General features: G+C 67.1%; 17 protein-coding genes. 12 read left to right on the top strand and 5 right to left on the bottom strand.

What is annotated here, in order from left to right:
* Positions 1-47 precede the first annotated feature (47 nt).
* Positions 48-1,079: a LacI family DNA-binding transcriptional regulator gene (locus ACYVDN_RS08935; protein ID WP_460570527.1), complete on the top strand. Its 1,032-nt coding sequence runs from the start codon at positions 48-50 to the stop codon at positions 1,077-1,079.
* Positions 1,080-1,123: 44 nt separating this feature from the next.
* Here ACYVDN_RS08935 and ACYVDN_RS08930 read toward each other — a convergent pair whose 3' ends face one another.
* Positions 1,124-2,035: a DUF998 domain-containing protein gene (locus ACYVDN_RS08930; RefSeq protein ID WP_460570525.1), complete on the bottom strand. Its 912-nt coding sequence runs from the start codon at positions 2,033-2,035 to the stop codon at positions 1,124-1,126.
* 7 nt (positions 2,036-2,042) lie between these two features.
* Positions 2,043-3,446 carry an MFS transporter gene (locus ACYVDN_RS08925; protein ID WP_460570523.1) on the bottom strand — a complete coding sequence of 468 codons (1,404 nt, stop codon included), beginning with the start codon at positions 3,444-3,446 and terminating at the stop codon, positions 2,043-2,045.
* A gap of 330 nt (positions 3,447-3,776) precedes the next feature.
* Between ACYVDN_RS08925 and ACYVDN_RS08920 the strand changes: the two genes are divergently transcribed.
* The 3 genes from ACYVDN_RS08920 (at position 3,777) to ACYVDN_RS08910 (ending at position 7,504) form a co-directional block, all read left to right on the top strand.
* Positions 3,777-4,532, top strand: a complete 756-nt coding sequence (locus ACYVDN_RS08920) for a FadR/GntR family transcriptional regulator (RefSeq protein WP_460570521.1) — start codon at positions 3,777-3,779, stop codon at positions 4,530-4,532.
* 55 nt (positions 4,533-4,587) lie between these two features.
* Positions 4,588-6,009 (top strand): amidohydrolase family protein, encoded by a 1,422-nt coding sequence (hydA, locus tag ACYVDN_RS08915; protein WP_460570519.1) that lies wholly within the window; start codon positions 4,588-4,590, stop codon positions 6,007-6,009.
* A gap of 64 nt (positions 6,010-6,073) precedes the next feature.
* Positions 6,074-7,504, top strand: a complete 1,431-nt coding sequence (locus ACYVDN_RS08910) for an MFS transporter (protein WP_460570517.1) — start codon at positions 6,074-6,076, stop codon at positions 7,502-7,504.
* Positions 7,505-7,510: 6 nt separating this feature from the next.
* On the opposite strand, the gene ACYVDN_RS08905 is transcribed toward ACYVDN_RS08910, so the two are convergent.
* The 3 genes from ACYVDN_RS08905 to ACYVDN_RS08895 are packed head-to-tail and all read right to left on the bottom strand — an operon-like array spanning position 7,511 to position 12,692.
* Positions 7,511-8,428: an N-acetylglucosamine kinase gene (locus ACYVDN_RS08905; RefSeq protein WP_460570514.1), complete on the bottom strand. Its 918-nt coding sequence runs from the start codon at positions 8,426-8,428 to the stop codon at positions 7,511-7,513.
* Complete coding sequence (locus tag ACYVDN_RS08900; RefSeq protein WP_460572301.1) at positions 8,425-9,639, bottom strand: ROK family protein; 1,215 nt, start codon at positions 9,637-9,639, stop codon at positions 8,425-8,427. Before ACYVDN_RS08900 ends, ACYVDN_RS08905 begins: the two co-directional genes overlap by 4 nt.
* Positions 9,640-9,644: 5 nt before the next feature.
* The gene (locus tag ACYVDN_RS08895; protein WP_460570512.1) at positions 9,645-12,692 is read right to left on the bottom strand and encodes an alpha-mannosidase; all 3,048 of its coding nucleotides are present in this window, start codon (positions 12,690-12,692) and stop codon (positions 9,645-9,647) included.
* A 204-nt stretch (positions 12,693-12,896) separates the two neighbouring features.
* On the opposite strand from ACYVDN_RS08895, the gene ACYVDN_RS08890 reads away from it, so the two are divergent.
* The 8 genes from ACYVDN_RS08890 (at position 12,897) to ACYVDN_RS08855 (ending at position 22,981) form a co-directional block, all read left to right on the top strand.
* Complete coding sequence (locus ACYVDN_RS08890; protein ID WP_460570510.1) at positions 12,897-14,213, top strand: ABC transporter substrate-binding protein; 1,317 nt, start codon at positions 12,897-12,899, stop codon at positions 14,211-14,213.
* Positions 14,214-14,240: 27 nt separating this feature from the next.
* Positions 14,241-15,194 carry a carbohydrate ABC transporter permease gene (locus ACYVDN_RS08885; protein WP_460570508.1) on the top strand — a complete coding sequence of 318 codons (954 nt, stop codon included), beginning with the start codon at positions 14,241-14,243 and terminating at the stop codon, positions 15,192-15,194.
* Complete coding sequence (locus ACYVDN_RS08880) at positions 15,191-16,099, top strand: carbohydrate ABC transporter permease (RefSeq protein WP_460570506.1); 909 nt, start codon at positions 15,191-15,193, stop codon at positions 16,097-16,099. Before ACYVDN_RS08885 ends, ACYVDN_RS08880 begins: the two co-directional genes overlap by 4 nt.
* Positions 16,096-17,094 (top strand): SIS domain-containing protein, encoded by a 999-nt coding sequence (locus ACYVDN_RS08875; RefSeq protein ID WP_460570504.1) that lies wholly within the window; start codon positions 16,096-16,098, stop codon positions 17,092-17,094. Before ACYVDN_RS08880 ends, ACYVDN_RS08875 begins: the two co-directional genes overlap by 4 nt.
* 43 nt (positions 17,095-17,137) lie before the next feature.
* Positions 17,138-18,847: a hypothetical protein gene (locus ACYVDN_RS08870; protein ID WP_460570502.1), complete on the top strand. Its 1,710-nt coding sequence runs from the start codon at positions 17,138-17,140 to the stop codon at positions 18,845-18,847.
* Entirely contained in the window at positions 18,844-20,022 is a 1,179-nt protein-coding gene (locus ACYVDN_RS08865; protein ID WP_460570500.1) for a Gfo/Idh/MocA family protein, read from the top strand. The genes ACYVDN_RS08870 and ACYVDN_RS08865 overlap by 4 nt, the downstream gene beginning before the upstream one ends.
* Before the next feature lie 263 nt (positions 20,023-20,285).
* Entirely contained in the window at positions 20,286-22,298 is a 2,013-nt protein-coding gene (locus ACYVDN_RS08860) for an MDR family MFS transporter (RefSeq protein ID WP_460570498.1), read from the top strand.
* A 65-nt stretch (positions 22,299-22,363) separates the two neighbouring features.
* Positions 22,364-22,981 carry a TetR/AcrR family transcriptional regulator gene (locus ACYVDN_RS08855; RefSeq protein ID WP_460570496.1) on the top strand — a complete coding sequence of 206 codons (618 nt, stop codon included), beginning with the start codon at positions 22,364-22,366 and terminating at the stop codon, positions 22,979-22,981.
* Positions 22,982-23,054 lie beyond the last annotated feature (73 nt).

The raw sequence follows: 23,054 nt of genomic DNA, 5'->3' as shown, positions 1-23,054 counted from the left end.
CAGGACTGGATGGTGACGACGTGAACAGGCAGCCGCCGATGCGGGCCGTGGCAGACGCAGCCGGCGTCTCGATCGGGACCGTCTCCAACTACCTCAACTCGCCGTCCATCGTGGCGCCCGCCACGCGCGATCGCATCCAGGCGGCCATCGACTCGCTCGGTTACATCCGCAACTCGGCGGCCCGAGACCTGCGTCGCCGGGGGAGCGAGGGCATCGCGCTCATCGTGCCCGACATCCTCAACCGCCTCTTCGTCGACGTCTCGCGGGGTGCGCAGATCACGGCGGGAAGCCGTGGCGTCAGCCTGCTGATGGCCAACGCGGTCTATACGTTCGAGTCCTTCAGCCCTTACGTCACGAGCGACCAGCAGGACAGATACCTCGACTACTTCGCGGAGGCGAGGGTGCGCGGCATCCTCTTCGCGGCCATGAGCGACCCGACAGAAGGCATCGGGCGCATCCACTCGCACGTGCGGCCGATCGTCGTGATCAACTACGACCAGATGGGCGACTGGTGCTCCGTGCTGATGGACAACGAGCAGGCGGGCCGGCTCGCGGCGGAGCACCTGGCCGAGATGGGCATCCGTACCATCCATTACCTGTCACCGCCCGACGCACCGCAGCCCATCACCGACAGACGACGCGGACTGATGGATGCCGCACACCGGCTCCGACTCGACGTGATCGAGCACACCACGGTGGGCATCCGGTACGAGCACGCGCACGAGCCGACCCGACGCATCCTCGACGACGCGAAACCGGGGGAGCGGATCGCCATCCTCGCGGTCGCCGACGACCTCGCGATCGGAGCCCTCAGCCTGCTGCGTGACTCCCCAGGGCTGCGGGTGCCGGACGATGTCGCCGTGATGGGACTCGACGGCACGCACGACGGCCTCCATTCCGACTGGATCAGCCTGACCTCGATCACGTTGCCAGGGCACCGCATGGGGGAGGAGGCCGTGCGCCTGGTACTCGGCGAGGCGGAACCCGGTCATCGCCACGAGCGCGTGGTCCTTCCCGTCGGCCTGAGGGTCGGCGCCAGCACGGGAGCGATCGCTCGCGAGGCCGGCATCGCGGGATAGTTGCTCAGGGCAGCGATACGGGCGGGGTCGAGGCGCTCCGGTTCTCATCGACGCTGGGCAGCACCGCTGACGCGTAGATAGACGACGAGCCAGCCGAACACTATCGCCCCGGCGATCAGCTCGGTGGCCGTGAGCACGTAGTAGCCGACGACGAAGAACACCGCGACGACCACGACGGCGGCGAACGCGAGATAGCCGAACACGAAGAAGGATCGGGGCGCCGTCGGCAGCGCTTTGCGCACCCAGAACACGACGGGGCTGAACGTGATCAGCATGCCCACCGCCGAGACGTTGTGCAGGGTGGCCGAGACATCGAGCGGAAAGAAACCGACGCAGGCGAGCAGCACGCCGATCAGGATCAGCCCGACGCGGAGACGCATCGATGCCGCTCGGAGGGCACGGTCCTCGATGCCCCGCAGATCTGTGGCGTAGCGGGCGATCGCGGCCATGATCAGGCCGGCGAGGATCAGGGTGATGTTGAACGTGAGCGACGAGAACGTGTTCGACATGCCGAGAGCGCTGAGGTGTTTCTGCCACCAGTGCGGATCGGGCGCGCTGAGCATCGAGGCGAGGAGCCCGACGACGGCGAACACCGCGAGCACCGTCGAGAGACGCATGAGGCTCATCTCGGCTGCCGAGAGAAAGACGATGTAGGCCGTGACGGCAGTTGCGACAGCAGCGAGCGTCATCGCAGAGAGGAAGTACACGGTCGCATCGGTGAAGCTCGCCGCCAGCAGAGCGCCGAGCACCACCCAGGCCAGGAGCGCGATGACGCCGTGGGCAAGCGCGATCACGATCGTGTCGAACACGTTCACCCTGGCCGACGACAGCCTCGGGCCGCTCTCCCGCTCGCGGAAGGGAGTGAGCCGCTCGCGGTGGAAGAGCCGCCCGACGACATAGGCGAGAACGGCGACGATTCCGGCACGCTCTCGCGGAGTGGGTCGTACCTGAGTCATGTCGGCCTCACCCGTGCGTCGCCGTCGCGGTAGTGGTCGCCGTCGCGCGTCCCGGAAGGAATCCGGAGACGACGGAGCCTGCGATCGCCACGACGACGAGCACCGTCATGGCGAGTGGATAGCCGTTCGCGCGTTGCCCGACGCCGAGGCCGAGGATGGTGGCGACGATGGCGGTGCCGAAGCTCGATCCGAGATTGGAGATGCTGCGGGACAGGCCGGAGATCTCGCCCTGCCGTTCCTCGTCGAACGCCGACTGCACCAGGTTGACGCTGGGCGTCAGCATGACGCCGATGCCCAGGCCGATGATGAGCAGGCCAGGAACATAGGGCCAGGCACCCGGTATTGCGCCCACGAGCAGGAGCGCGACGGCGCCGACGGCCGTGACCAGGAATCCGGTCAGCACGAGTGTGCGCTGGGGGATGTACCGCACGAGACGTCCGGCCGCGAGCGACGACACGAGGATGCCGAGCGTGGCAGCCGTGAAGATCACTCCGGTCTCGATCGCGTTGTAGTTGCGCACGACCTGGAGGTGGCTCGAGACCAGGAATGAGATGCCCATCAGCAGGAGCCACTGGAAGTTCTGGGTCACCAGACCGAGGTTCGAGGTGCGGTTGGCGAACAACGAGGTGGAGAGAAGAGGCTCGCGGCCGCGTCGCTCGAGGCGTCGGATCCAGGCGAAGAACCCGGCGATCACGGCGACGCCGACCACCAGCAGCACGACGCCGAGAACAGGAGAGGTGTCGATGACCAGGATGCCCGCCACGATCGCCACCAGGCCGCCGCCCGACAGCACCGCGCCGACGACGTCGTAGGGGCGGTGGGGATCTGCGGGAATCGGGTCCTTCAGCGAGAGAGCGAAGACGATGATGACGACGATCACGATCGCCTGGAACCCGAAGGCCGCTCGCCAGCTGATCGCGCTGCAGATCCACCCGCCGATCAGCGGCCCGGCCGCCGCCCCGATGCCGCCAGCGGCGCTGACGAGTCCGAACGACCGTGCCCTCGCCTGCACGTTCTTCCAGTACAGGGTCACCAGGATGTAGACGGGCGGGATGAGCAGCGCCGTCCCTGCACCCTCCAGAATCGAGTTGCCGACGATCAGAAAGCCGAGCCCGGGGGACAACGCGCTGATCACGGCTCCGACGCCGTAGACGCCGAGCCCGAGCAAGAAGCAGGTCTTGCGCCCGATGAGGTCGGTCAGCTTGCCGAACGGCACCATGAGCGCCGCCATCGTGAGCAGGAACAGCGTGATCGACAGTTGGATGCCTGCAACCGTCGTTCCCAGGTCACGGCTCATGTCGTTGAGCATGACGTTCATGTTGGAGCCGGCGAACGAGCAGATGAACTGCGCGAGCGCAAGAGGAACGAGCGTCCATCCCGCGACCGTGGCGCGATCGGCTGTCGCACTCATGCGCGACCCTTCTTCTCGAGGTGAGCAACTCAAGGTGAGAGACGCAGGTGCTCCGGAAGGAGCGGGCCGGTGCCGCTTCGACGCGGCGGCCTGAAGGATGCCGAGTGGATCGTGTGCGCGAGCGATGGTGCTCTGACCCGCTCATGGTAACTCCGCCCGTGGCAGCTGGGTAGATATGCCGGGCCTGATCCGCTGCCGATCCGTCGCCGTCCCGTCCCTCGGAATGCACCTCCGAGGGGCGCTTTGTTTGTGCCCGCTTGCGATCCCGTTCGGAGAGATATAACTTCTCCGGTACAGAGATACGACCAATTTCAGGAGGCATGCGACCCAGTGGAGAGCGCAGTAGAGAGCTCGGTCGAGAGTGCAACGGAGAGCCAGAAGCCCTTCCCGGCACGATCACGTCGGCGGTATGTCGAGGTCGCGCACAGCCTGCTGACCGCCTTCGCCAAGAAGGAGTTCGCGGTCGGTGATCGTCTGCCGCCGGACAGGGACCTCGGCGTGCGCTTCGGGGTGTCTCGGACCGTCGCACGCGAGGCGCTGCTCGTGCTCGAGCTCATCGGGGTGGTCGAGATCCGCCATGGCGACGGGGTGTACCTGCTCGGCAGCCCTGTGCGCATCGGCGGCACGGAGGGCTCGGCGCTCGACGTTCCGCCGCGCGAGCTGATCGAGAGCCGCATCGTGCTCGAGCCGAGCGTGTCGAGGATGGCCGCCGAGCGCATGAGCGCAGACGACCTCGCGCGCATCCGTGCCGACCTCGACACGATGGAGACCCTCGTCGACGACCTCGACCAGATGCCGCTCTTCATCACCCTCGGCCTGCGTTTCCACGTCGATGTGGCGAGGGCGTGCGGCAACAGCCTTCTCGGAGACATGGTCGGCCAGCTCGTGGACGCAGAGCACCATCCGCTGTGGATGCTCATCAACCAGCACGCGATGGCGACCGCCGAGAACCGGCAGAGCCAGATCGACGAGCACCGCGCACTGCTCGACGCGATCGCGGCAGGAGATCCGGATGCCGCGGCTCAGGCCATGCGGGCCCACTTGAGCGGCCTCGACGCGACGATCTTCCCGTACCCGACACGCTGACCCCCGAACTCCCCGACCTCGACCACCGACTCGACCGCCCACTCAAGGAGGCCCCATGTCCGAACCCGCCATCGACCCAGGCCAGGCGCCGGCCGAGCTGATCGTCTACGGCGGAATGGTGGTCAACGCCGACGGTCGTCGCGAGGCCACCGTCGTGGTGGACGGGGGACGGGTCGTCGCCCTGCTCGACCCCGCGCTCCCCGTGCCCGTGGCGGCCAGGCGTATCGACGCGACCGGGCGCATCGTCATTCCGGGTGGGGTCGACCCGCACTGCCACATCGGCCAGAAGCTCGGCGCGTACACCGCGCTCGACGACTACGAGCACGCCAGCATCGCTGCGCTCTGGGGCGGCACGACGACGATGATCGACTTCGCCATTCCCGACACGTACGAGGCCGACCCGGTCGTGGCAGCGGAGCGCAGACGCGAGCTCGCGCAGGGCTCGCGCTGCGACTCGGCGTTGCACGGCTGCATCGTGCGGTGGGATGACGGAGCAGAGGCCCAGATCGAGCAGCTGGTCGAGCTGGGCATCCGCACCATCAAGATGTTCACCACCTACGAGGGCGTCGTGATGGCCTCGGAACCCACCATTCTCCAGGTGATGCGCGCCCTCAAGAAGGTCGGGGGTCTCACCTACGTGCACGCGGAGGGCAACCACATCATCCGTGACGCGCAGAACGAGGCGACGGCCAACGGGACCATCGACGCCTCGGGCCACGCGGGCACGAGGCCCCTGGTCGCCGAGACGACCGCGGTCTCCGAGGTGCTGTCCATCGCCGAGTACGTGGATGCGCCCGTGTACTTCGTGCACCAGACGACTCCAGAGGCCGTCGACCTGGTGCGCTCGGCACGGCACCGCGGCATCCGCGCCTACACCGAGACCTGCCCGCACTACCTGTACCTGGACGAGAGCGTGTACAAGGGCGAACATCCCGAACGCTTCGTCTGCTCCCCGCCGATCCGCCCGGCCGCGACCGTCGCCGAGCTCAACCGGCGGGCGCTGACCGGCGACATCGACACGATCGGCTCCGACAACTGCTGCTACTCGACCGAGCAGAAGCTGGACCGCCATGACGACGTCACCGAGATGCCGAACGGCTTGCCAGGGGTCGAGACCCGACTCCCCGTCTCGTTCACCCAGCTCGTCACGGACGGCGGCCTCTCCCTAGAGCGGTTCGTGGCACTCTTCTCCACCAACCCGGCACGGTTGAACGGCCTGGGCGGCAAGGGGGCGATCGCCGTCGGCGCGGACGCCGACCTCGTCATCCTCGACCCTCACGAGACGCGCACCGTCTCGACAGACCGACTGCACATGCCGACCGACTACACCCCCTACGAAGGCCGCGAGCTGAACGGATGGCCGCAGGTCGTCGTCAGCGGCGGACGCGTCGTCCTCGACGAGGACGGCTTCCACGACCCGGGCGCGGTGGGCCGCGCTCTCGTCTCCGAACCGATCGCGGCCGGGCTCCTCACCTGACGCGTTCCATCCCCGACGGGCGACACGGCATCGACGCCCCGCCCCCATCACGAACGGAAAACCCATGTCTGCATCCAGCCCGAGTCCGGCACGCGCCGGCTCGACCGATCGGCTCCGTCGTCAAGCCGAGAAGGAGATGGTCTCGGCGCTCGACGCCATCCCCTTCCGCAGCGCACACGTCTGGATTCTCGTGCTCGTCGCGTGCGGCGCGCTGTTCGACGCCATCGAGCAGTACAACGTCGGACTCGCAGCCCCGAGCATCGCCCAGCTCTGGAAGCTGAACGGCGCGGAGGTCGGTCTGCTCACCACCCTCACCTTCGCCGGCATGGCCGTCGGCTCGTTCGTCGCGGGCATCACCGGCGACAAGTTCGGCCGTCGTACCACGTACATGTACAACCTGCTGATCTTCACGCTGGGCGCACTGCTCGCAGCCTTCGCGCCCAACATCGGGGTGCTGCTCGTCGCCAGGTTCATCGTGGGACTCGGGCTGGGCGGCGAGCTCAACACCGGCATCACACTGGTCGCGGAGACGATGCCGACCAAGGCGCGAGGAGCGGCCGTCGCGACCGTCAACATCGCGGCGGGCGGCCTCGGCATCTTCGTCGCCTCCGCGCTCGCGACGCTCATCATCGGGCCTCTGCAGAACGTCCTCGGCGGGCCGGACGTCGCGTGGCGCTGGCTGCTCGGACTGCTTGCGCTTCCCGCGTTGCTCGTCTTCGTCTACCGCCTCTTCATGCCGGAGTCACCGCGCTTCCTGCTGTCCAACGGCAAGATCCGCGAGACCAACTCGGTGCTGAGCCGACTGGCGATCAACAAGCTGCGGGCGCCCAAGGACATGAAGGTGAACGACTACGTCACCATCCCGGAGGGCACGACGCTGCCGCCGGAGCGCGTGCGCTTCAGCGAGATCTTCTCCCGTGGCCTCGCCCGCCGCACGATCATCATCTGGGTCGTGTCGGCCATGACGTTCGGTGCGCAGGTGGCCATCACCGTGTTCATGCCGACGGTGCTGGTCTCGCGCGGCTTCGACATCGGCTCGTCGCTGCTCTACACGACGATCATCAACATCGGCGGTCTGGTCGGCGCGATCCTCTCGAGCGTCTTCGGCTACAAGTTCAAGCGCCGCTTCGTGCTGGGATACGGAGCCGTGATCGCCATCCTGGTCGCGATCGCGTTCGGCGTCTCGTCGTCTGCGGCGCTCATCCTGATCTTCGGCGGCGTGCTTCAGCTGATGTTCATCCTGCTGAACACGACCACCTGGATCTGGGCTCCCGAGCTCTACCCGACGAGGGTGCGCGCGTTCGGCACCGGCCTCTCCGTCACGGTCGCGCTGATCTCGGCCTCGATCATGCCGGTGGTCGCCGGTGCGCTCTTCGACGCCGGCGGCGCCGTGCTCATGTTCGTCGTGATCGCGGTGATGTACGCGATCATGGCGGTCGCTGTGTACTTCGGGCCTGAAACCCAGGGCGAATCGCTCGAGGAGTCGGCCGACTAGCGCGACCTATCGGGCGACGATCCGCTCGGCCAGCCGCAGGGCGCCCTCGACCGGGGCGGCATCGAGTGTGTGCAGGCCGAGCGGATCGTGCCGCAGCGCGAGGCGATCCCGCACGGCGTCGCGCAGCCTGGGCTGGTTCACGATGACGCCGCCGGCGGCGACGACGCGGTCACCGAGGCCTCCGCGCCGCAGCACCGCATCGACGCCATCCACCAGACGGTCCGCTGCAGCCGCGATCGTGTCGTGTGCGAGGAGCGAGCCTTCGTCAGCAGCCCCGAACACGCGCACGGCGGCCGAACCCCAGACCTCCGGGTCGGCGCGGATCGTCGCGGCTGAGGCGAGCTCGATCGCGTCGCGGGCGTCGAAGTGATCGCAGAGCGCGTGGATGAGCGGGTCATCCTGTGACCCGCCGCGGTCCGAATGAGAGAGCAGTCGCCCGATCGCGTCGCGCACCAGCCCTGGGCCGCTGCCCCAATCGCCGAACAGCCAGCCGTGACCGTCGGCGGTCACGCGCCTTCCGCTCGTGTCACGGGCGCTCACGATGGACCCGGTGCCGACGATCATGGCGATCGCGTGTTCGGCCCCGATCGCCGGCGCGAGCAGGTCGGCGTCGTTCTCGACCTGCACCGGCAGTCCGAGTGCGTCGGAGAGCGCGGAGCGGGAGACCTCGAGGTCGGCATCCGTATCGCAGTCACGCAGCCCGACGACGACCCGCGTGCCCTCGTCGAGTCGCGCGAGGGATCCGATCCAGGCGGCGAGGCGCGGCAGGTTGCCGTCGTCGGAGAACAGATGGCCGCTGCGCCAGTCCGACGAAGCGCGGATGACGTCGCGTCGCTCTCCTGCCGTGTCGACGCACGCGAGGTGCGTCTTCGTTCCTCCGACATCCACACCGACGAGACGATCGAACCGCGATTCCTCGATCATGCGAGGTACGTCGCCGTGCGAGCGCGCTCGATCGCGAGGTCGCCGATGCCGGTGATCGCGGCGTCGAACCCGAGTCGGCTCGCGACAATCGTGGGAACCGAGGGGATGCGGCCGATGAGCCTTCGCGCGATCTGCTCGGCGGACAGGTCGCTGTACTGCGCGAAGGCGCCGGCGAGCACGATCACGCTCGGAGCAAGAACGACCGTGATGGCGGCGCAGATCAGCGCGATGTTGTCGAAGAACTCGTCTCTGGCGTGAGCGGCGGCCGCGTCGCCCTCCTCGACGAGCTTCATCATGGCGCGGAAGGCGGGCCCGATGCGTCGGTCCACGTGTCCGTCGCCGGACTGCATGTAGGGCTGGATCTCGGCGGAGATCGTGCCTTCGACATCCCCGAGATCGGTGAAGTAGCGGGAGAACGACGCAGATGAGGTCAGGAGGTAGCCGACCTCGCCCGCCGCGGACCCGAACCCGCGATGGATGCGGCCCTCGCTGACGATGCCCGCTCCGATGCCGGTACCCAGCACGAGAGCGACGGCGCTCTCGGCATCCCGCGCTGCGCCGTGCAGCAGCTCGCAGTACGCAGTTGCGTTGGCGTCGTTCTCGGCGAGCACGGGGAGCCCGGTGCGCTCGGCGATGACCTTCGCGACCGGCACGTTCATCCATTCCAGCTCGAGTGCGTTGACGACGACGCCGTCGTGCGTGATTCCCGGAAGCGTGATACCGATCCCGGTCAGCGGCGCGCGCAGCCCGGTCTCCTCCGAGGTGAGGCGGTCGACGAGTGCGAGCAGTCCGTCCAGGCGAGCCGTCGGGGCACTGGAGTTCTGGAACCGGAAGGGCTCGTAGGCCTCGTAGAGCACCTTGCCGCCGAGATCGAGGATGCGCCCGCGAGCGTTGTTCTCGGTCACATCGATCGCAGCGACGCTGCGGATGTCAGCGACGTACCTCAGCAGATTGGAAGGACGTCCCGCCGCAGACCTGTCCAAGCCTCCGAGCTCGATGGCCCCTTCCTCGAGCAACGCCTGGCACAGCCGCTCGACGGTCGCCGAGCTGAGGCCGGTGCCGTGACGGATCTCGCGCCGGGAGAGCGGTCCGCTCGATCTCAGGATGTCGAGGATCGCGGTGCGGTTGATCTGAGTCACGTCTCGGGTGGTCGCGGTGCGGCGCCTCGCGGGCGCGGTGTGCATCCCGTCGGCGCCGTCGCCGTGGTGCATGGAGGTCACGTGAGAGGTCCCTTCTGCTGCAGGGCGACGGTGCCCGGAGCTGGGTAGCGGAGGGTGAGCACCTCGAACGGGGAGAGACGGATGCGTCCGTTCTCGTCCGGAGACGTGCCGACGGGGGAGTCCGAGTCTTCCTCGAGCAACGACACCGCCCTGCCTGAGCCGTATGCCTCGTCGACGCGGATCGTCGCGGACGCCCGACGCCCTGCAGGCTCGTAGAGGCGCACGATGAGGTCGCCCGAGCGGTCTGCAGCGAGTTTGACGGCCGACACGAGCACTCCTCGACCGTCGATGTTGACGAGTGGATCGACGGTTCTGGACCCCATGATGGCGCGCAGCGGCACATCGGACTCGATTGCCGCGCGGGTGGCATCCGCAATGTCGGATCCGACGACGAGCGCGTACTCGTGGGTGTGAAGTCCCTGGTCGGCCGTCGGATCGGGGTAGCGGGGCGAACGCAGGAGGGAGAGTCGCACCGTCGTGGTGACGCCGCGCTGGTCATCCGTGTCGCGCAGCACGTCGTAGCCGTACGTGGAGTCGGTGATCAGGCTCGCGCCGAAGCCCGGCTCCTCGACGTGCACGAAGCGGTGCATCGAGTGCTCGAACTGCGCGGTCTGCCAGCTCGTGTTGGAGTGCGTGACTCGTTTCACGTAGCCGAACTGGGTCTCGGCCGCCGTGTGATCGGCGTGCACCGCGAGAGGGAAGGCGACCTTGAGGATGCGCTCGTGCTCGTTCCAGTCTGTGGACTGCTTCACGCTCACCAGGGGTGACGCCGGCGCAACCGTGATCACCTGGCTGATGCTCGACGCGGAGTAGCCGCGCATCACGTGCACGTGCACGCCCTCGTCGTCGCACTCGACTTCGAAGGAGTCCGCCCGGCTCAGGTTCTCGACACTGTTGCGGTAGTGCACGTCGAGGTCCCACGCATCGCGCGTGTTCGGGAAGTCCTGGTGAACCTGCAGCAGTCCGGCGGGCGTTCCCGCCGGGATGGCGTCGATGCCCGTCGCGAGGTCGACCGCCGAAGTGATGAGCCCGTCCGTCGAGACACGCACTCGGATGACGCCGTTGTCGATGAGAACACCGTCACGCGTTCGCTCGACGACCGGGGCGGATGGCCGGGCTGTCGTCTTCACGGCGACGCCGAGCGCCGGCGCCATGGAGCGTTCGAAGGGTGATCCGTTGACGACGAGCTCCGTCTCGCCGACGCCGACCAGCGCTTCGAGGGACCTCTGGATGACCGACTCTGCGCCCTGCGCGAGTGCCGCGTACGTCGCAACCGCCTCGCGGTGCACCCACGCGATCGACGTGCCGGGCAGGATGTCGTGGAACTGGTGGAGCAGCAGCGTCTTCCACAGGGCGTCGAGCTCGTCGTAGGGGTACTCCAGCCCGACCCGAAGAGCCGCCGTCGCTGCCCAGAGCTCGGCCTCGACGAGAAGCTGCTCGCCACGCCGGTTGCCCTGTTTGGTGCGGTGCTGACTGGTGAGCGTGCCGCGGTGCGCCTCGAGCACGAGCTCGCCCACCCAGACCGGAGCATCGGGGAGCTCGGCCCGTGCCCGGTCGAAGAAGTCGTCGGGCCGTTCCCACACGACGCGAGGGCTTCCCTCGAGGGACGCGAGCCTCCGTGCCCTGCCGACCATCTCCCGAGTGGTGCCGCCGCCGCCGTCGCCCCAGCCGACCGCCGCGACGGAGCCCGACGCCCTATCAGCCTGGGCGAACCGGCGCCTCGCGCCCGCCAGCTCGCCGACGGAGAGTCGCGCGTTGTACGTGTCGATCGGCGGGAAGTGGCTGAACACGCGCGAGCCGTCGATGCCCTCCCAGAAGAAGGTGTGGTGCGGGAACGTGTTCACCTGGTTCCACGACAGCTTCTGGCTGAGGAACCACTCGAACCCCGCTCGTTTGATGAGCTGGGGGAGTGCCCCGGAGTAGCCGAAGCTGTCCGGCAGCCAGACGCCCTTGCAGCTGATGCCGAACTCGCGACGGAAGAACGCCTGGCCGTAGGCGAACTGGCGCACGAGCGACTCGCCGGAAGGGAGCACCGCGTCGCTCTCCACCCACATGCCGCCCAGAGGCACGAACCGCCCGTCGCGGACCGCCTCGGCAACGCGCGAGTACACCTCGGGGCGGTGCTCGCGAAGCCACTCGTACTGCTGAGCGCTCGACATGCCGTAGAGGAACTCCGGCGTCTCGTCCAGCAGCTGGGTCATCGAGGCTGTCGTCCTTGCCACCTTGCGCACGGTCTCCCGCATCGGCCAGAGCCACGCGGAGTCGATGTGTGCGTGGCCGATGGCCGAGAGGGTGTGCTCGCTCGCCGATGCGGGGCTCTCGAGCACGGGACGAAGAACGGCACGGGCATCCTGCGCAGTCTCGGGCACCTTGTGCAGGTCGACGGCGTCGATCGCGCGGTCGATCGCCCGCAGCACCGATGACCGGCGAGGGCCGTCGTCGAGCTCGGCCTGCAACTCCAGCAGCACCTCGAGGTCGACCGCGAGCTCGTGGCACTCGGCCTCGAACACCGTCAGGTCGGCGCGACGCACGACGTAGAGCGGCTCGTCGGATGCCGTCAGCCGGTCTCCCTGCCAGGTGGGGAACAGCGGCAGATGGTCGAGCAGGTTCGGGTTCGCCGCGGCCTCGATGTAGAACTCGACAGGGTCGCCCGCCGTGTTCTCGATCGGCACCCATTGGTTACGGGGGTTGATCGCCTTGATCGGCTCACCCGCCGGCGTGTAGGCGAGGCCCTCGCACTGGAAGCCGGGGAGCGTGGAGTCGAACCCGAGGTCGACCACCGCCTCGACCCTGAGACCGCTCCATTCCTCGGGTACGCGGGCGCTCGCCCTGAACCACACGGTGGACCATGCACGTCCCCACGGTGTGCCGACGCGGTACGGCGCATAGTCGAGGCGAAGCGCGCCAGCGGGGGCGATCGGCTCCCCGGGCAGCGCGACGGCCTCGAGCTGCAGAGGAATGCAGCGCGCGCGGATCGCGGGTCTCACCCGCTCATCGAGCACACGCTGCGCTCGTTCGACGACCAGCGCGTCTGTCGGTCTCATGCCCCGTGGCCGTCCTTCCCCATTGAGGAGTTTCACATCAGACCGAACAGCCTATCCATCATTGAAGATCACGGATGAGCATGCGAATCTGCCGTGCTGTGTTTGATACTTATTCATCATAGTGATATGAATATCGAACCATCCGCAGGTCGTTCCGGAGGGTCCTGTATCCGACACGCTCTGCCTCCATCGAAGGAATCAATGATGACTCTCAAGAAATTCCAGACGGGGACGCCCCGACTTCGCCGAGTGCTGGCGTCAGTCGCGACCGTGTCCGCCGCGGCGCTTGTGCTCGCCGGATGCTCGTCATCCGGTGCGTCATCGTCGTCGAGCGACACCAAGCAGCTCACGCTGTGGCTCTCGTCGAGCGCCGCCCAGCAGGCCGGCTATGACCAGCTCGTGAAGCAGTACAAGAAGGACACGGGCGTCACGGTCAAGATCGTCAACATCCCCTACAGCGGATACTCGACGAAGCTGCACGACGCCGCGCAGGCCAACGCCCTGCCCGACATCGCCAGCGTGCCGGCCCTGGACCCCATCTGGACGAACAAGCTGATCGACCTCTCGTCGATCGTGAAGACGAAGTCAGACAACATCAACCAGAACTTCGTCGCGAAGACCTCGAACGGTCAGGTCCTCGCGATCCCGTCCGACGTCACCGCATCCGGACTCTTCATCAACAAGAGCCTGTTCGAGAAGGCGGGCGTCTCGTACCCGACCTCTCCCGACAAGACGTGGACCTGGGCCGAGTTCATCAAGGCCGCTGAGAAGGTGCGCGAGGCGACCAACGCCAAATACGATCTCACGTTCGACGCGTCGCCGTCGCGTCTGCGCGCCATGGTCTACGAGATGGGCGGCAAGTACGTGCACGCCAACTCGAAGGGCGTCTTCTCCGTCGACTCGCAGACGAAGACGGCCGTCGACTACTTCGTGAGCCTGAACAACGACTCGATCATCCCGAAGTCGGTGTGGACCAGCGGCGCGGACCCGTCGGCGCTGTTCCAGAGCGGCCAGGTCGTCGCGTACTGGTCGGGCGTATGGCAGGTGGCGTCGTTCGCCGACACCATCACCTCCTTCGACTGGGCGAGTGTTCCGACGCCTGCGCAGCCGGTGCAGGCGAGTGACGTGAACTCCGGCGGTCTGGTCGTCGCGTTCAACAACAACTCGAGCGAGTCCAAGGCTGCCAAGGACTTCCTGACGTGGATGTACGAGCCGAAGCAGTACAAGCAGCTGACCGAGGTCAACGGCTACCTGCCGGTGGAGAGCGGACTCAACCCGGTCTACCCGTTCAAGTCGACCGCTGCTCAGGACGCCTTCAAGCTGTACAACTCGGAGCTTCCGCTCTACGCCCCCATCTCCGGCTACTTCAACCAGGCTCAGACCCAGTGGGTGCTCGCCGGCAAGTCGCTGACCACCGACCCGACCGTCACCGAGGTCGGCAAGGCGATCAACGGGCAGGAGACGACGGATGTCGCCCTGCAGAACATCGTCGCCGGTTACAACCAGCAGGTCGGCAAGTAGCCGATCGCGCCACCGGCGGACAACACCATGACCATCACCGGAACAACGGCGCCGGCATCAGCCTCGGGGCGGAGGGAGACCCCCGCCCCGAGGCCACGCCGGCGTCGCTCGCGATTCAACCACTACACGGCAGCACCGCTCATCCTGATCTCCGCGAACGTGGTGCTCTTCGCCCTGTTCTTCGTGTGGCCGGCCGTCATCGGCTTCGGCTACTCGTTCACCAACTACACGGGGGTAGGCGACCCGCAGTTCGTGGGCGTCAGCAACTACGCCCAGCTCTTCGGCGACCCGAACTTCTACGCGGCGCTACTGCGCACTCTCGAGTTCACGATCGTGGTCGTGCCGCTCAGCTACGTCGTGTCGCTGCTCGTCGCGAACCTCATGGTGAGCAGGTACTCCAAGGGCAAGACCGTGGCGAGGATCATCTTCTTCCTGCCATGGCTCGTCTCGCCCATCATCACCGGCGTGGTCTGGCGTTGGCTCTTCGGTGAGAACTTCGGGCTGATCAACTTCATCATCGAGTCGCTGGGCGGCAAGGCCGTTCCGTGGCAGTCGAACGCCAACCTCTCGCTGCTCGTCGTGGTGTTCGCGGCGACCTGGGCCGGCATGGCGTTCTCGATGCTGTTGTTCATCGCGGCGATCAAGAACGTGCCGACGTCGTACTACGAGGCAGCGTCGCTCGATGGCGCAGGATCTGTGCGGCTGTTCTTCTCGATCACGCTGCCCAACATCGCGCCGACCTCGTTCATCGTCATCCTGCTCACGACGATCGGAACGATGAAGGAGTACGCGCTCTTCGTGTCGCTGAACAACGGTGGTCCTGGCACGGACAACAACCTGCTCGTCCAGTACATCTACCAGACCGGCTTCCAGCGCGGCCAGATCGGCTATGCCAGCGCCGCGAGCTTCGTTCTGATGCTCATCCTGATGGCAATCGCCATCATCCAACTGTTCGTGAACAGGAAGGCGGGATCGCGATGACCGCATCGGCAGAGATCGCCGGCAAGAGCACGGCCCCCGCGAGCACGAAGCCGGGGCGGTCGCCGCGGCCGAGGCGCAAGGGCAACCGCGAACTCGGAAGGCACCTTTCGACGACCACGCTGCTGTGGGTGTTCGCGGTCGGCTTCGCGTTCCCGCTGCTGTGGTTCATCCTGAGCTCCTTCAAGCCGTCGGGAGACCTCTTCTCCTATCCGCTCACGCTGCTCCCGAAGCAGTGGACGCTGACCGGCTACACGACGGCGTGGCAGAGCTTCGACTTCGCGCAGTACTTCCTCAACACGATCGTCGTCGCGTGCGTCACCACGGTGCTGACGGTCGCGGCGAGCTGCGCGACGGGCTACGCGCTCGCGAAGTACTCGAACCGTTGGCTCAAGGTGTTCTTCATCTGCATCCTGGCCACGACGATGCTGCCGACCGAGGTCATGCTGGCTCCGTCGTTCCTGGTCATCCGCGACCTTGGGCTCTACAACTCGCTGGCCGGCATCATCGTGCCGTCGATTCTGACGGCGACAGGTGTGCTGATGTTCCGCGGGTTCTTCCTCACGGTGCCTGACGACATCGTCGAGGCCGCACGCATCGACGGCGCGAGGGAGCTCTCGATCTTCTTCCGCATCATGGTGCCGCTGTCGAGGCCGATCATGCTGACGCTGGCGATCTTCTCGTTCCAGTGGCGGTGGAACGACTACATCTGGCCGCTCCTCGTGCTGAACGACCCGAGCAAGTTCACGCTGCAGATCGGAATCGAGAGCATCGTCGGCGCGCAGAACATCAACTGGTCGGTTCTGCTCGGCGCGTCGGTGATCTCGCTGATCCCGCTCGTGCTGATCTATCTCGTGTTCCAGAAATATGTGATGAACGCCAACATCAACGCGGGGCTGAAGGATTGACCGACTTCATCACCTTCGCCGAGGCCATGGCCTCCCAGCCCGCGGTGCTCGCGGAACTGGAGGCCAGGCTCGACGGAGAGCTCGCCGAGTTCCCCTCCGGAGTCGAGCCGTGGCGCACGGGCGAGACCGTCGCGCTTCTCGCGATGGGTGCCGCACACCACTCGACACATGCGCTGGCCAGGGCGCTGCGCTCGGGGGGAATCCGTGCCCTCGACATCCCGGCCTCCGACGTCGAGGGGGTGGATGTCCGTTCCTTGGGGGACCACGCGCTCGTCGTCTCCGAGTCGGGCCGCAGCCCGGAGCCCATCGCGGCGGCACGGCGCTTTCCGACCGGCAGGCGTCTGGTCATCACGAACGACGCGGATGCTCCGGTATCCGAGGTCGCCGATGCTCTCGTCAGCCTCGGCGGTTTCGTCGACTCGCGGGCGTACACGGTGGGGTTCACGGCGACGCTCGTCGCCTTCGACCGATTGGCGCGCGCGCTCGGGATGCCGCACTCGGGCGATCGCTCGATCTCCTCCGCTGTCGCAGCATCGCTGCAGGCGTTCGCCGAGCCGGCGGCCGCTCTCGGTGAGAACCTTGCGCTGGCATCCTCGGTCGACGTGATCGGCTCGGCGTCGTCCTATGCTGCTGCGGCCGAGATCGCGCTGCTCATACGCGAGTGCCTGCGCATCCCCGCGTCGGCCTACGAGACGCAGCAGTATCTCCACGGCCCGCGGGAGTCGCTCGGACCCGGCACCACGGTGATCGTGGTCGGCGACGGGCGAGAGCGCGTCATCCCGGCCGCGATGGAGGGGAGCGGTGCCGGCTTCGTCGTGATCGGCCGCGACCTGGGAGACGGCGCGCCGCTTCAGTTCGATGTCGGTAACAGCGCGGGATTCTCCCGCGTCGCCGTCGAAGTCGTCGCCGGGCAACTTCTGATGGCCGCCGCGATCGGCCACCTCCCGTTCGAGATCGATGAGTTCGTGCACGGCCAATCGGACACGAAGGTTTGACAGGGCGCGACGCCCGATCCGCTTCAGCTCACGAAAGGCTCCAGTGCTAGACCAGCAATTCCATGTCGCCGTCGTGCGCGCCGCTCACCGGCGCGCACTCGAACTTCTGAAGGACGACGGGCCCGACATCCTGAGCGACGAGCACCGGGTGCTCATGCGCGAGGCGAAGGTACTGCTGTCCCTCGTCGCCGCAGGGGAGGCGACCGGCTCCGAACGTGCCGGCGTGGTCGAGGCCGCAACCGCGCGCGTGAACGCTCTTCGCTCGCTGCAGTCCGACTCCGGGCTCTTCGTCGGGGGCAACAACCTGCAGTCGCCGCCCGACAGCGCCTTCACGATCAACGACGCGTGCGACACCTACGCGTCCCTCGTGATGATGACCGGAGAGTCGAACGGGCAGGACGGCGAATCCGCCCTTGGTGCACTGCTGGTCACGCTCGAGTCGATCATCCGCGACGCGACCGAGCCGCTGCTGCGCGGCGGGGTGCACACCCCGAACCACCGGTGGGAGATCAGCGCTGCGCTGGCGCGCATCCACCGCTCGTTCCCCGACGAACGCCTCGTGTCGCGGGTGAACGAGTGGCTCGCGGAAGGAATCGACGTCGACCAGGACGGCTGGTACTCCGAGCGCAGCCCGAACTACGCCGCCCACGTCTCCAACCCGTCGCTCACGGCCATCGCGCGCATCCTGAACCTGCCCGAGCTCGACGCGATCGTGCTCCGCAACCTCGAGACCACGCTGTCGCTGATCCGCCCCGATGACACCGTCGAGACGGTTCAGTCACGGCGACAGGATCAGGGGGCGCGGTTCCCATTGGCGCCCTACCTGGCATTCTTCCGCGCGGCAGCCCTGTCGACGGGTCGAGGCGATTTCGCCGCCGCAGCTCGGCGAGCCGCATCGCCCGAGATCGCGGACCCAGAGCTGCTCGCGGAGACCCTGCTCAACCCCGCACTGATCGAGGGAATGCCGCAGGAAGACGAGCCCAGCGTCGACGCCTCCTACTTCTTCGACACCGTCGCTCTGGCGGGGCGGCGCTCGCGGGTCACCGAGTCGGTCGTGTACGGGGGATCCGACTACGCCGCGCACCGTCGGGTGCGCTCAGGGCTCGCCAACAACCCCACGTTCTGTCGGGTGTTCGCGGGCGAGGCGATCCTCGACTCCGTGCGGCTCTCACGAGCGTTCTTCGACCTGGGCCCCTTTCGGGCGGCCACCATGCGACCGACCGACGACGGATACGTGCTCGAAGAAGAGCTGGAGGCGGCGTACTACCAGCCGCTGGATGCCGCTGATCGTCGTGCCGACGGCCGCTACGACCTGGTCGACGACGGACGCTTCAGCGCATCGATGTCGTTCCCGCTGCGACGTCGGGACGATGTGGCCATGTCCACCGTCGTCGCGGCACGGTTGCTGAAGGACGGCGTCGACCTCAAGGTGGGCATCGACGCACCCGAGCTGGGGTGGTCGCTCGAGTTCGGCTTCCGCGATGGCGGCACCCTCGAGGGCGGCGTGCTGCAGGATGACGGCACCTGGGTCCTCCCCTCCGGCCATGGCGTCTACCGCGCTGGCCGCTCGAGCATCCACGTCGCGGTCGAGGGGGCTGATCTCACCGAGCATCCTCTGCCGTATCAACCCGGTCAGGACTACGAGTTCCTCGGCGCGACGGATGCCGTCGACGGTGTTCGCGTGCGTGTCGGCGGGGTCACGCCGACGAGCTTCCTCGTGCGGATCCGTGCCGAGCAGGAGGTGGCCCGATGACCGAGACGATCGCAGCGCGTCGTCGCGGCGACGGCCGCCCAGCCCGCGTCGCCGTGATCGGCGTGCACGGCTATGGTGCCGCCCACGTGCTCAGGGCGCAGGAACTGCAGCAGCAGGGCCGCGTCGAGCTCGTCGGTCTGATCGACCCGGTCGACGGACCCATCGTGCGTGAGGGCACGCGGCTGGAGGGCGACCTTCCTCCGATCCTTCCGACCCTCGACGCGGTGCTCGAGACGACCGACGTCGACGTCATCGTCGTGGCGACCCCGTTGCACACGCACGGTGAGATCGCCGCTCGTGCGCTCCGCACCAGTGCCGACGTGCTGCTCGAGAAGCCTCCCGTCACCGACCTTGAGGCGCTCCGTCGGCTCAGCGAGGTGCAGCGCGAGACCGGCGGCCTCGTGCAAGTGGGGTTCCAGAGCCTCGGGTCCCTGGCGCTCGCCGAGCTCATGGCGCTCATCGCGCGGGGCGATCTGGGAGTCATCGAGGCGATCGGCGCCGCTGGTTCGTGGACGCGTAACCGCGCCTACTGGACCCGCGCTCCCTGGGCAGGGCGACGCGAGCTGAATGGCATCCGCGTCGCGGACGGCGCCGTGGCGAACCCGTTCGCGCACGCCCTGATGACGGCGCTGCGCATCGCAGGGTGGGATGACTCGGCCGCAGTCGCCGCAGTGGAGACCGACCTGTACCGGGCCAACCCGATCGACGTCGACGACACGTCGGCCCTGCGGGTGCATCCCAGCGACAGCGGCAGGAAGACCTTCGACGGCACCCTGACCTGCGCGTTCACGCTCGCCGGCCCGCGCGAAGACGACCCGTTCATCACGGTGCGCGGCTCGAAGGGCACCGCTGTGCTGCACTACACGGAGGACCGTCTGACGGTCGGCGGGGTCACCACGCAGTTCGGCCGCACGGACCTGATGGAGAACCTCATCGACGCGCAGGACGGGAAGGCTGAGCTGCTCTCCCCGCTGAGTCGCGCCGGTGCCTTCGTCGCGGTGATCGAAGAGGTCGGGGCCGCGCCCGTTCGTGCGATCTCCGAGTCGGACGTCGTCTGGCGGGGTGCGGACGAGTCGCGTCATCCCGTGCTCGCCGGCGTCGTCGTGGCCATCGAGCAGGCACTGACGCAGCAGCGTCTCTTTCGCGAGCTCGACGAGATCTCCTGGGCGCGATGAGCTGAGCGGGGGCGACCGGGGGACCGGCGGCGGCAGATGCATTCTCTGCAAACATGCAGGAACGCAAACTTGCACGATATGCAACGAAGAGTTATTGTTGCAGTGCCTGCAAGAAATTGCCCGCCAGCGTCGGCGCCCGGTGCCGACCATACGGCGAGGGCGACGTGCGCGAATCGTCTCTCGTCACCCGAAGGGCTCGCATGTCAACCACCACCGCTCCGGCGCGGACCTCACCGGTCCCGACGCCCGGATCGAAGCCGATCATGACGCATCGGCAGATCCTCTTCGTCATCTACGGCCTGATGGCCGGCATGTTCTTGTCGTCCCTCGACCAGACCATCGTCGGCACGGCCATCCGCACCATCGGGGATGACCTGCACGGGCTCGACCAGCAGGCATGGGTCACCACCGCCTACCTGATCACCTCGACGATCACCGTGCCGATCTACGGCAAGCTCTCCGACGTCTTCGGACGCCGCCCGCTGTTCATCTTCGGCATCGTCATCTTCATCATCGGCTCGTTCCTCTCGTCGTTCTCGACCTCGATGGTCGAGCTCGCCGCGTTCCGAGCCTTCCAGGGCCTCGGCGCCGGTGCTCTGATGGCACTGCCGCTGGCGATCATGGGCGACATCCTCGCTCCGCGCGAACGCGCCAAGTACCAGGGGTACTTCTTCGCCGTGTTCGGCATCTCGACGGTGATCGGCCCGCTGATCGGCGGTCTGTTCGCCGGTGCGAACCAGATCCTCTGGGTCACCGGATGGCGCTGGGTCTTCCTCATCAACGTGCCCGTCGGCATCGCCGCGTTGATCATGGTGATCATGTTCCTGCACCTGCCCAAGATGGCGAAGAAGACCAAGCCGCGCATTGACTGGTGGGGTGCAGCGGCCGTCATCGTGGCGGTCGTCCCCTTGCTGCTCGTGGCTGAGCAGGGTCGCACCTGGGGCTGGAGCAGCGGCGGCTCGATCGCGTGCTACGTGATCGGCGCCATCGGAATCCTCTCGTTCATCATCATCGAAGGTCTGATGAAGGACGACGCGATCATCCCGCTGAAGCTGTTCCGCTCCGGCACCTTCTCCATGGCGACCGTGATCGGTGTGCTCGTCGGGTTCGGGATGTTCGGTGCGATGCTCACCATCCCGCTCTATCTGCAGATCGTCGTGGGTCTGAGCCCGACCAATTCGGGTCTGGCGATGATCCCGATGGTGGTCGGTCTGATGATCGCGGCGCTCTCCTCCGGTCAGATCACCGCACGTACCGGTCGATACCGCATCTTCCCGGTCACGGGCACGCTGTTCACGGCCGTCGGCTTCTTCTTCCTGACGTTCCTGAAGTACGACAGCCCGCTGTGGTTCCTGATGCTCGGCATCTTCATCGTCGGCCTCGGCCTCGGCCAGCTCATGCAGTCGCTGGTGCTGGCGAGCCAGAACTCGGTGCAGCCCACCGACATGGGTGTGGCCAGCAGCGCCGCGACGTTCTTCCGCCAGATCGGTGGAACGCTCGGGACGGCCGTCATGCTGTCGGTGCTGTTCTCGGTGCTGCCGGCGAACATCCTGAACGCCACGTCCGACAGGGGAACGCTCACCTCTGCGCTCGACGCCGCCCTCGACCCTGCCGTTGCCTCTGCTCCGCACAACGCGGCCATCATGAAGCAGCAGTGGACCGGGATCGTCACGCCGATCAAGCAGAACGTGCAGCAGCAGCTCGACCAGGCATCCGCTACAGCTCGTGCAGCAGCCGACAAGGCGGTCACCGAGAAGGTCACGACCGCGATCAACCAGCAGGTGGCAGCGGGCTCCGTGCCCGAGTCATTCGCCCAGACGCTCATCGACCAGCAGGTCGCTGCCGCGAAGCCCGCGGCGGAGAGCGCCGCGCTCGCCGCGGTCGCCGACAAGGCGAACGCCAGCGTCGAGAACGGACGGGTCGTCGTGAACTGGGCGAACGCCACCCAGCGCGGACACTGGGTCGACGAGCTCACGCCGGCGCTCGAGAAGCAGCTGGACAAGGCGGGTTCGAAGGCCTCAGCGTCCTCGAATGACGCCACGAGTGACACGTCGTTCCTGAACGGCGCCGACAGTCGTCTCTCCCAGCCGTTCATGGTCGGCTTCACCAAGTCGATCGTGCTCGTCTACTGGGTCGGGTTCGGCGTGCTGCTGATCGCGTTCATCCTGTCGCTGTTCTTCAGGGTGCCACCGCTGCGCAAGACGTCGGCCCTGCAGGAGCAGGCGGACGCGGCAGGAATGAGCGAGACGGGATCTATCCAGGTTCAGACAGCCTGACGCCAAGGGCTCGGGCGGCCACACGACGGCCGCCCGAGCTCCACGGCGGGCAGAATGGAAGCACGATGACCACCACCCAGCAGCACGTACCCGACGCCGAGCCTCTGCGCGAGCGCAAGAAGCAGCAGACGCGCCAGGCGATCCACGAGGCAGCTCTGCAGCTGGTCGACGAGAACGGGCTCGACGGCACGACGATCGAGCAGATCTGTCAGGTCGCGGGAGTCTCGCCGCGCACCTTCTTCAACTACTACCAGTCGAAGGCGGCCGCTGCGCTCGGCCTGCCCGAGCAGGCGATCTCCGATGACGTCATCGCCCAGTTCAGGACGGCGACCGGCGACCTCGTCCCGGCGCTCTGCCAGCTGGTCGGCGACCCAGCCGACCAGCGGATGGACCGTCACCACATGAAGGAGATCATCGTGCGGCGGCCCGAGCTGGTCCCGGCCTTCACCCAGTGGATGGGCTCGGTGCGCGAGCAGTTCATCCAGCTCGCCATCGAGCGAGCGACCTCACGCGAAGACGCGACAGCGGCCGTTGCGCTGGTGATGGCAGGCTTCGGGGTCGCGGTGCACGACCAGTCGGACGAGGACATCCCGGTCTCGGAGCGGGTGCTCGCCGCGGTCGACAGGCTGATCGCCGTGCGCGATGTGCCGCTGGCAACCACGGTAGAGGGCTCGCCGCAGTGACGTGAACGGATCATGAACACCCGTTTCATGATCCGGATTTCTATGAACGGAACGTCCGCGGTGACGTAGGCTC

The sequence above is a fragment of the Humibacter soli genome (genome assembly GCF_054779035.1).
Note: the sequence above shows the minus strand (reverse complement) of the source record. Positions and strands in the feature narration are given on the sequence as shown.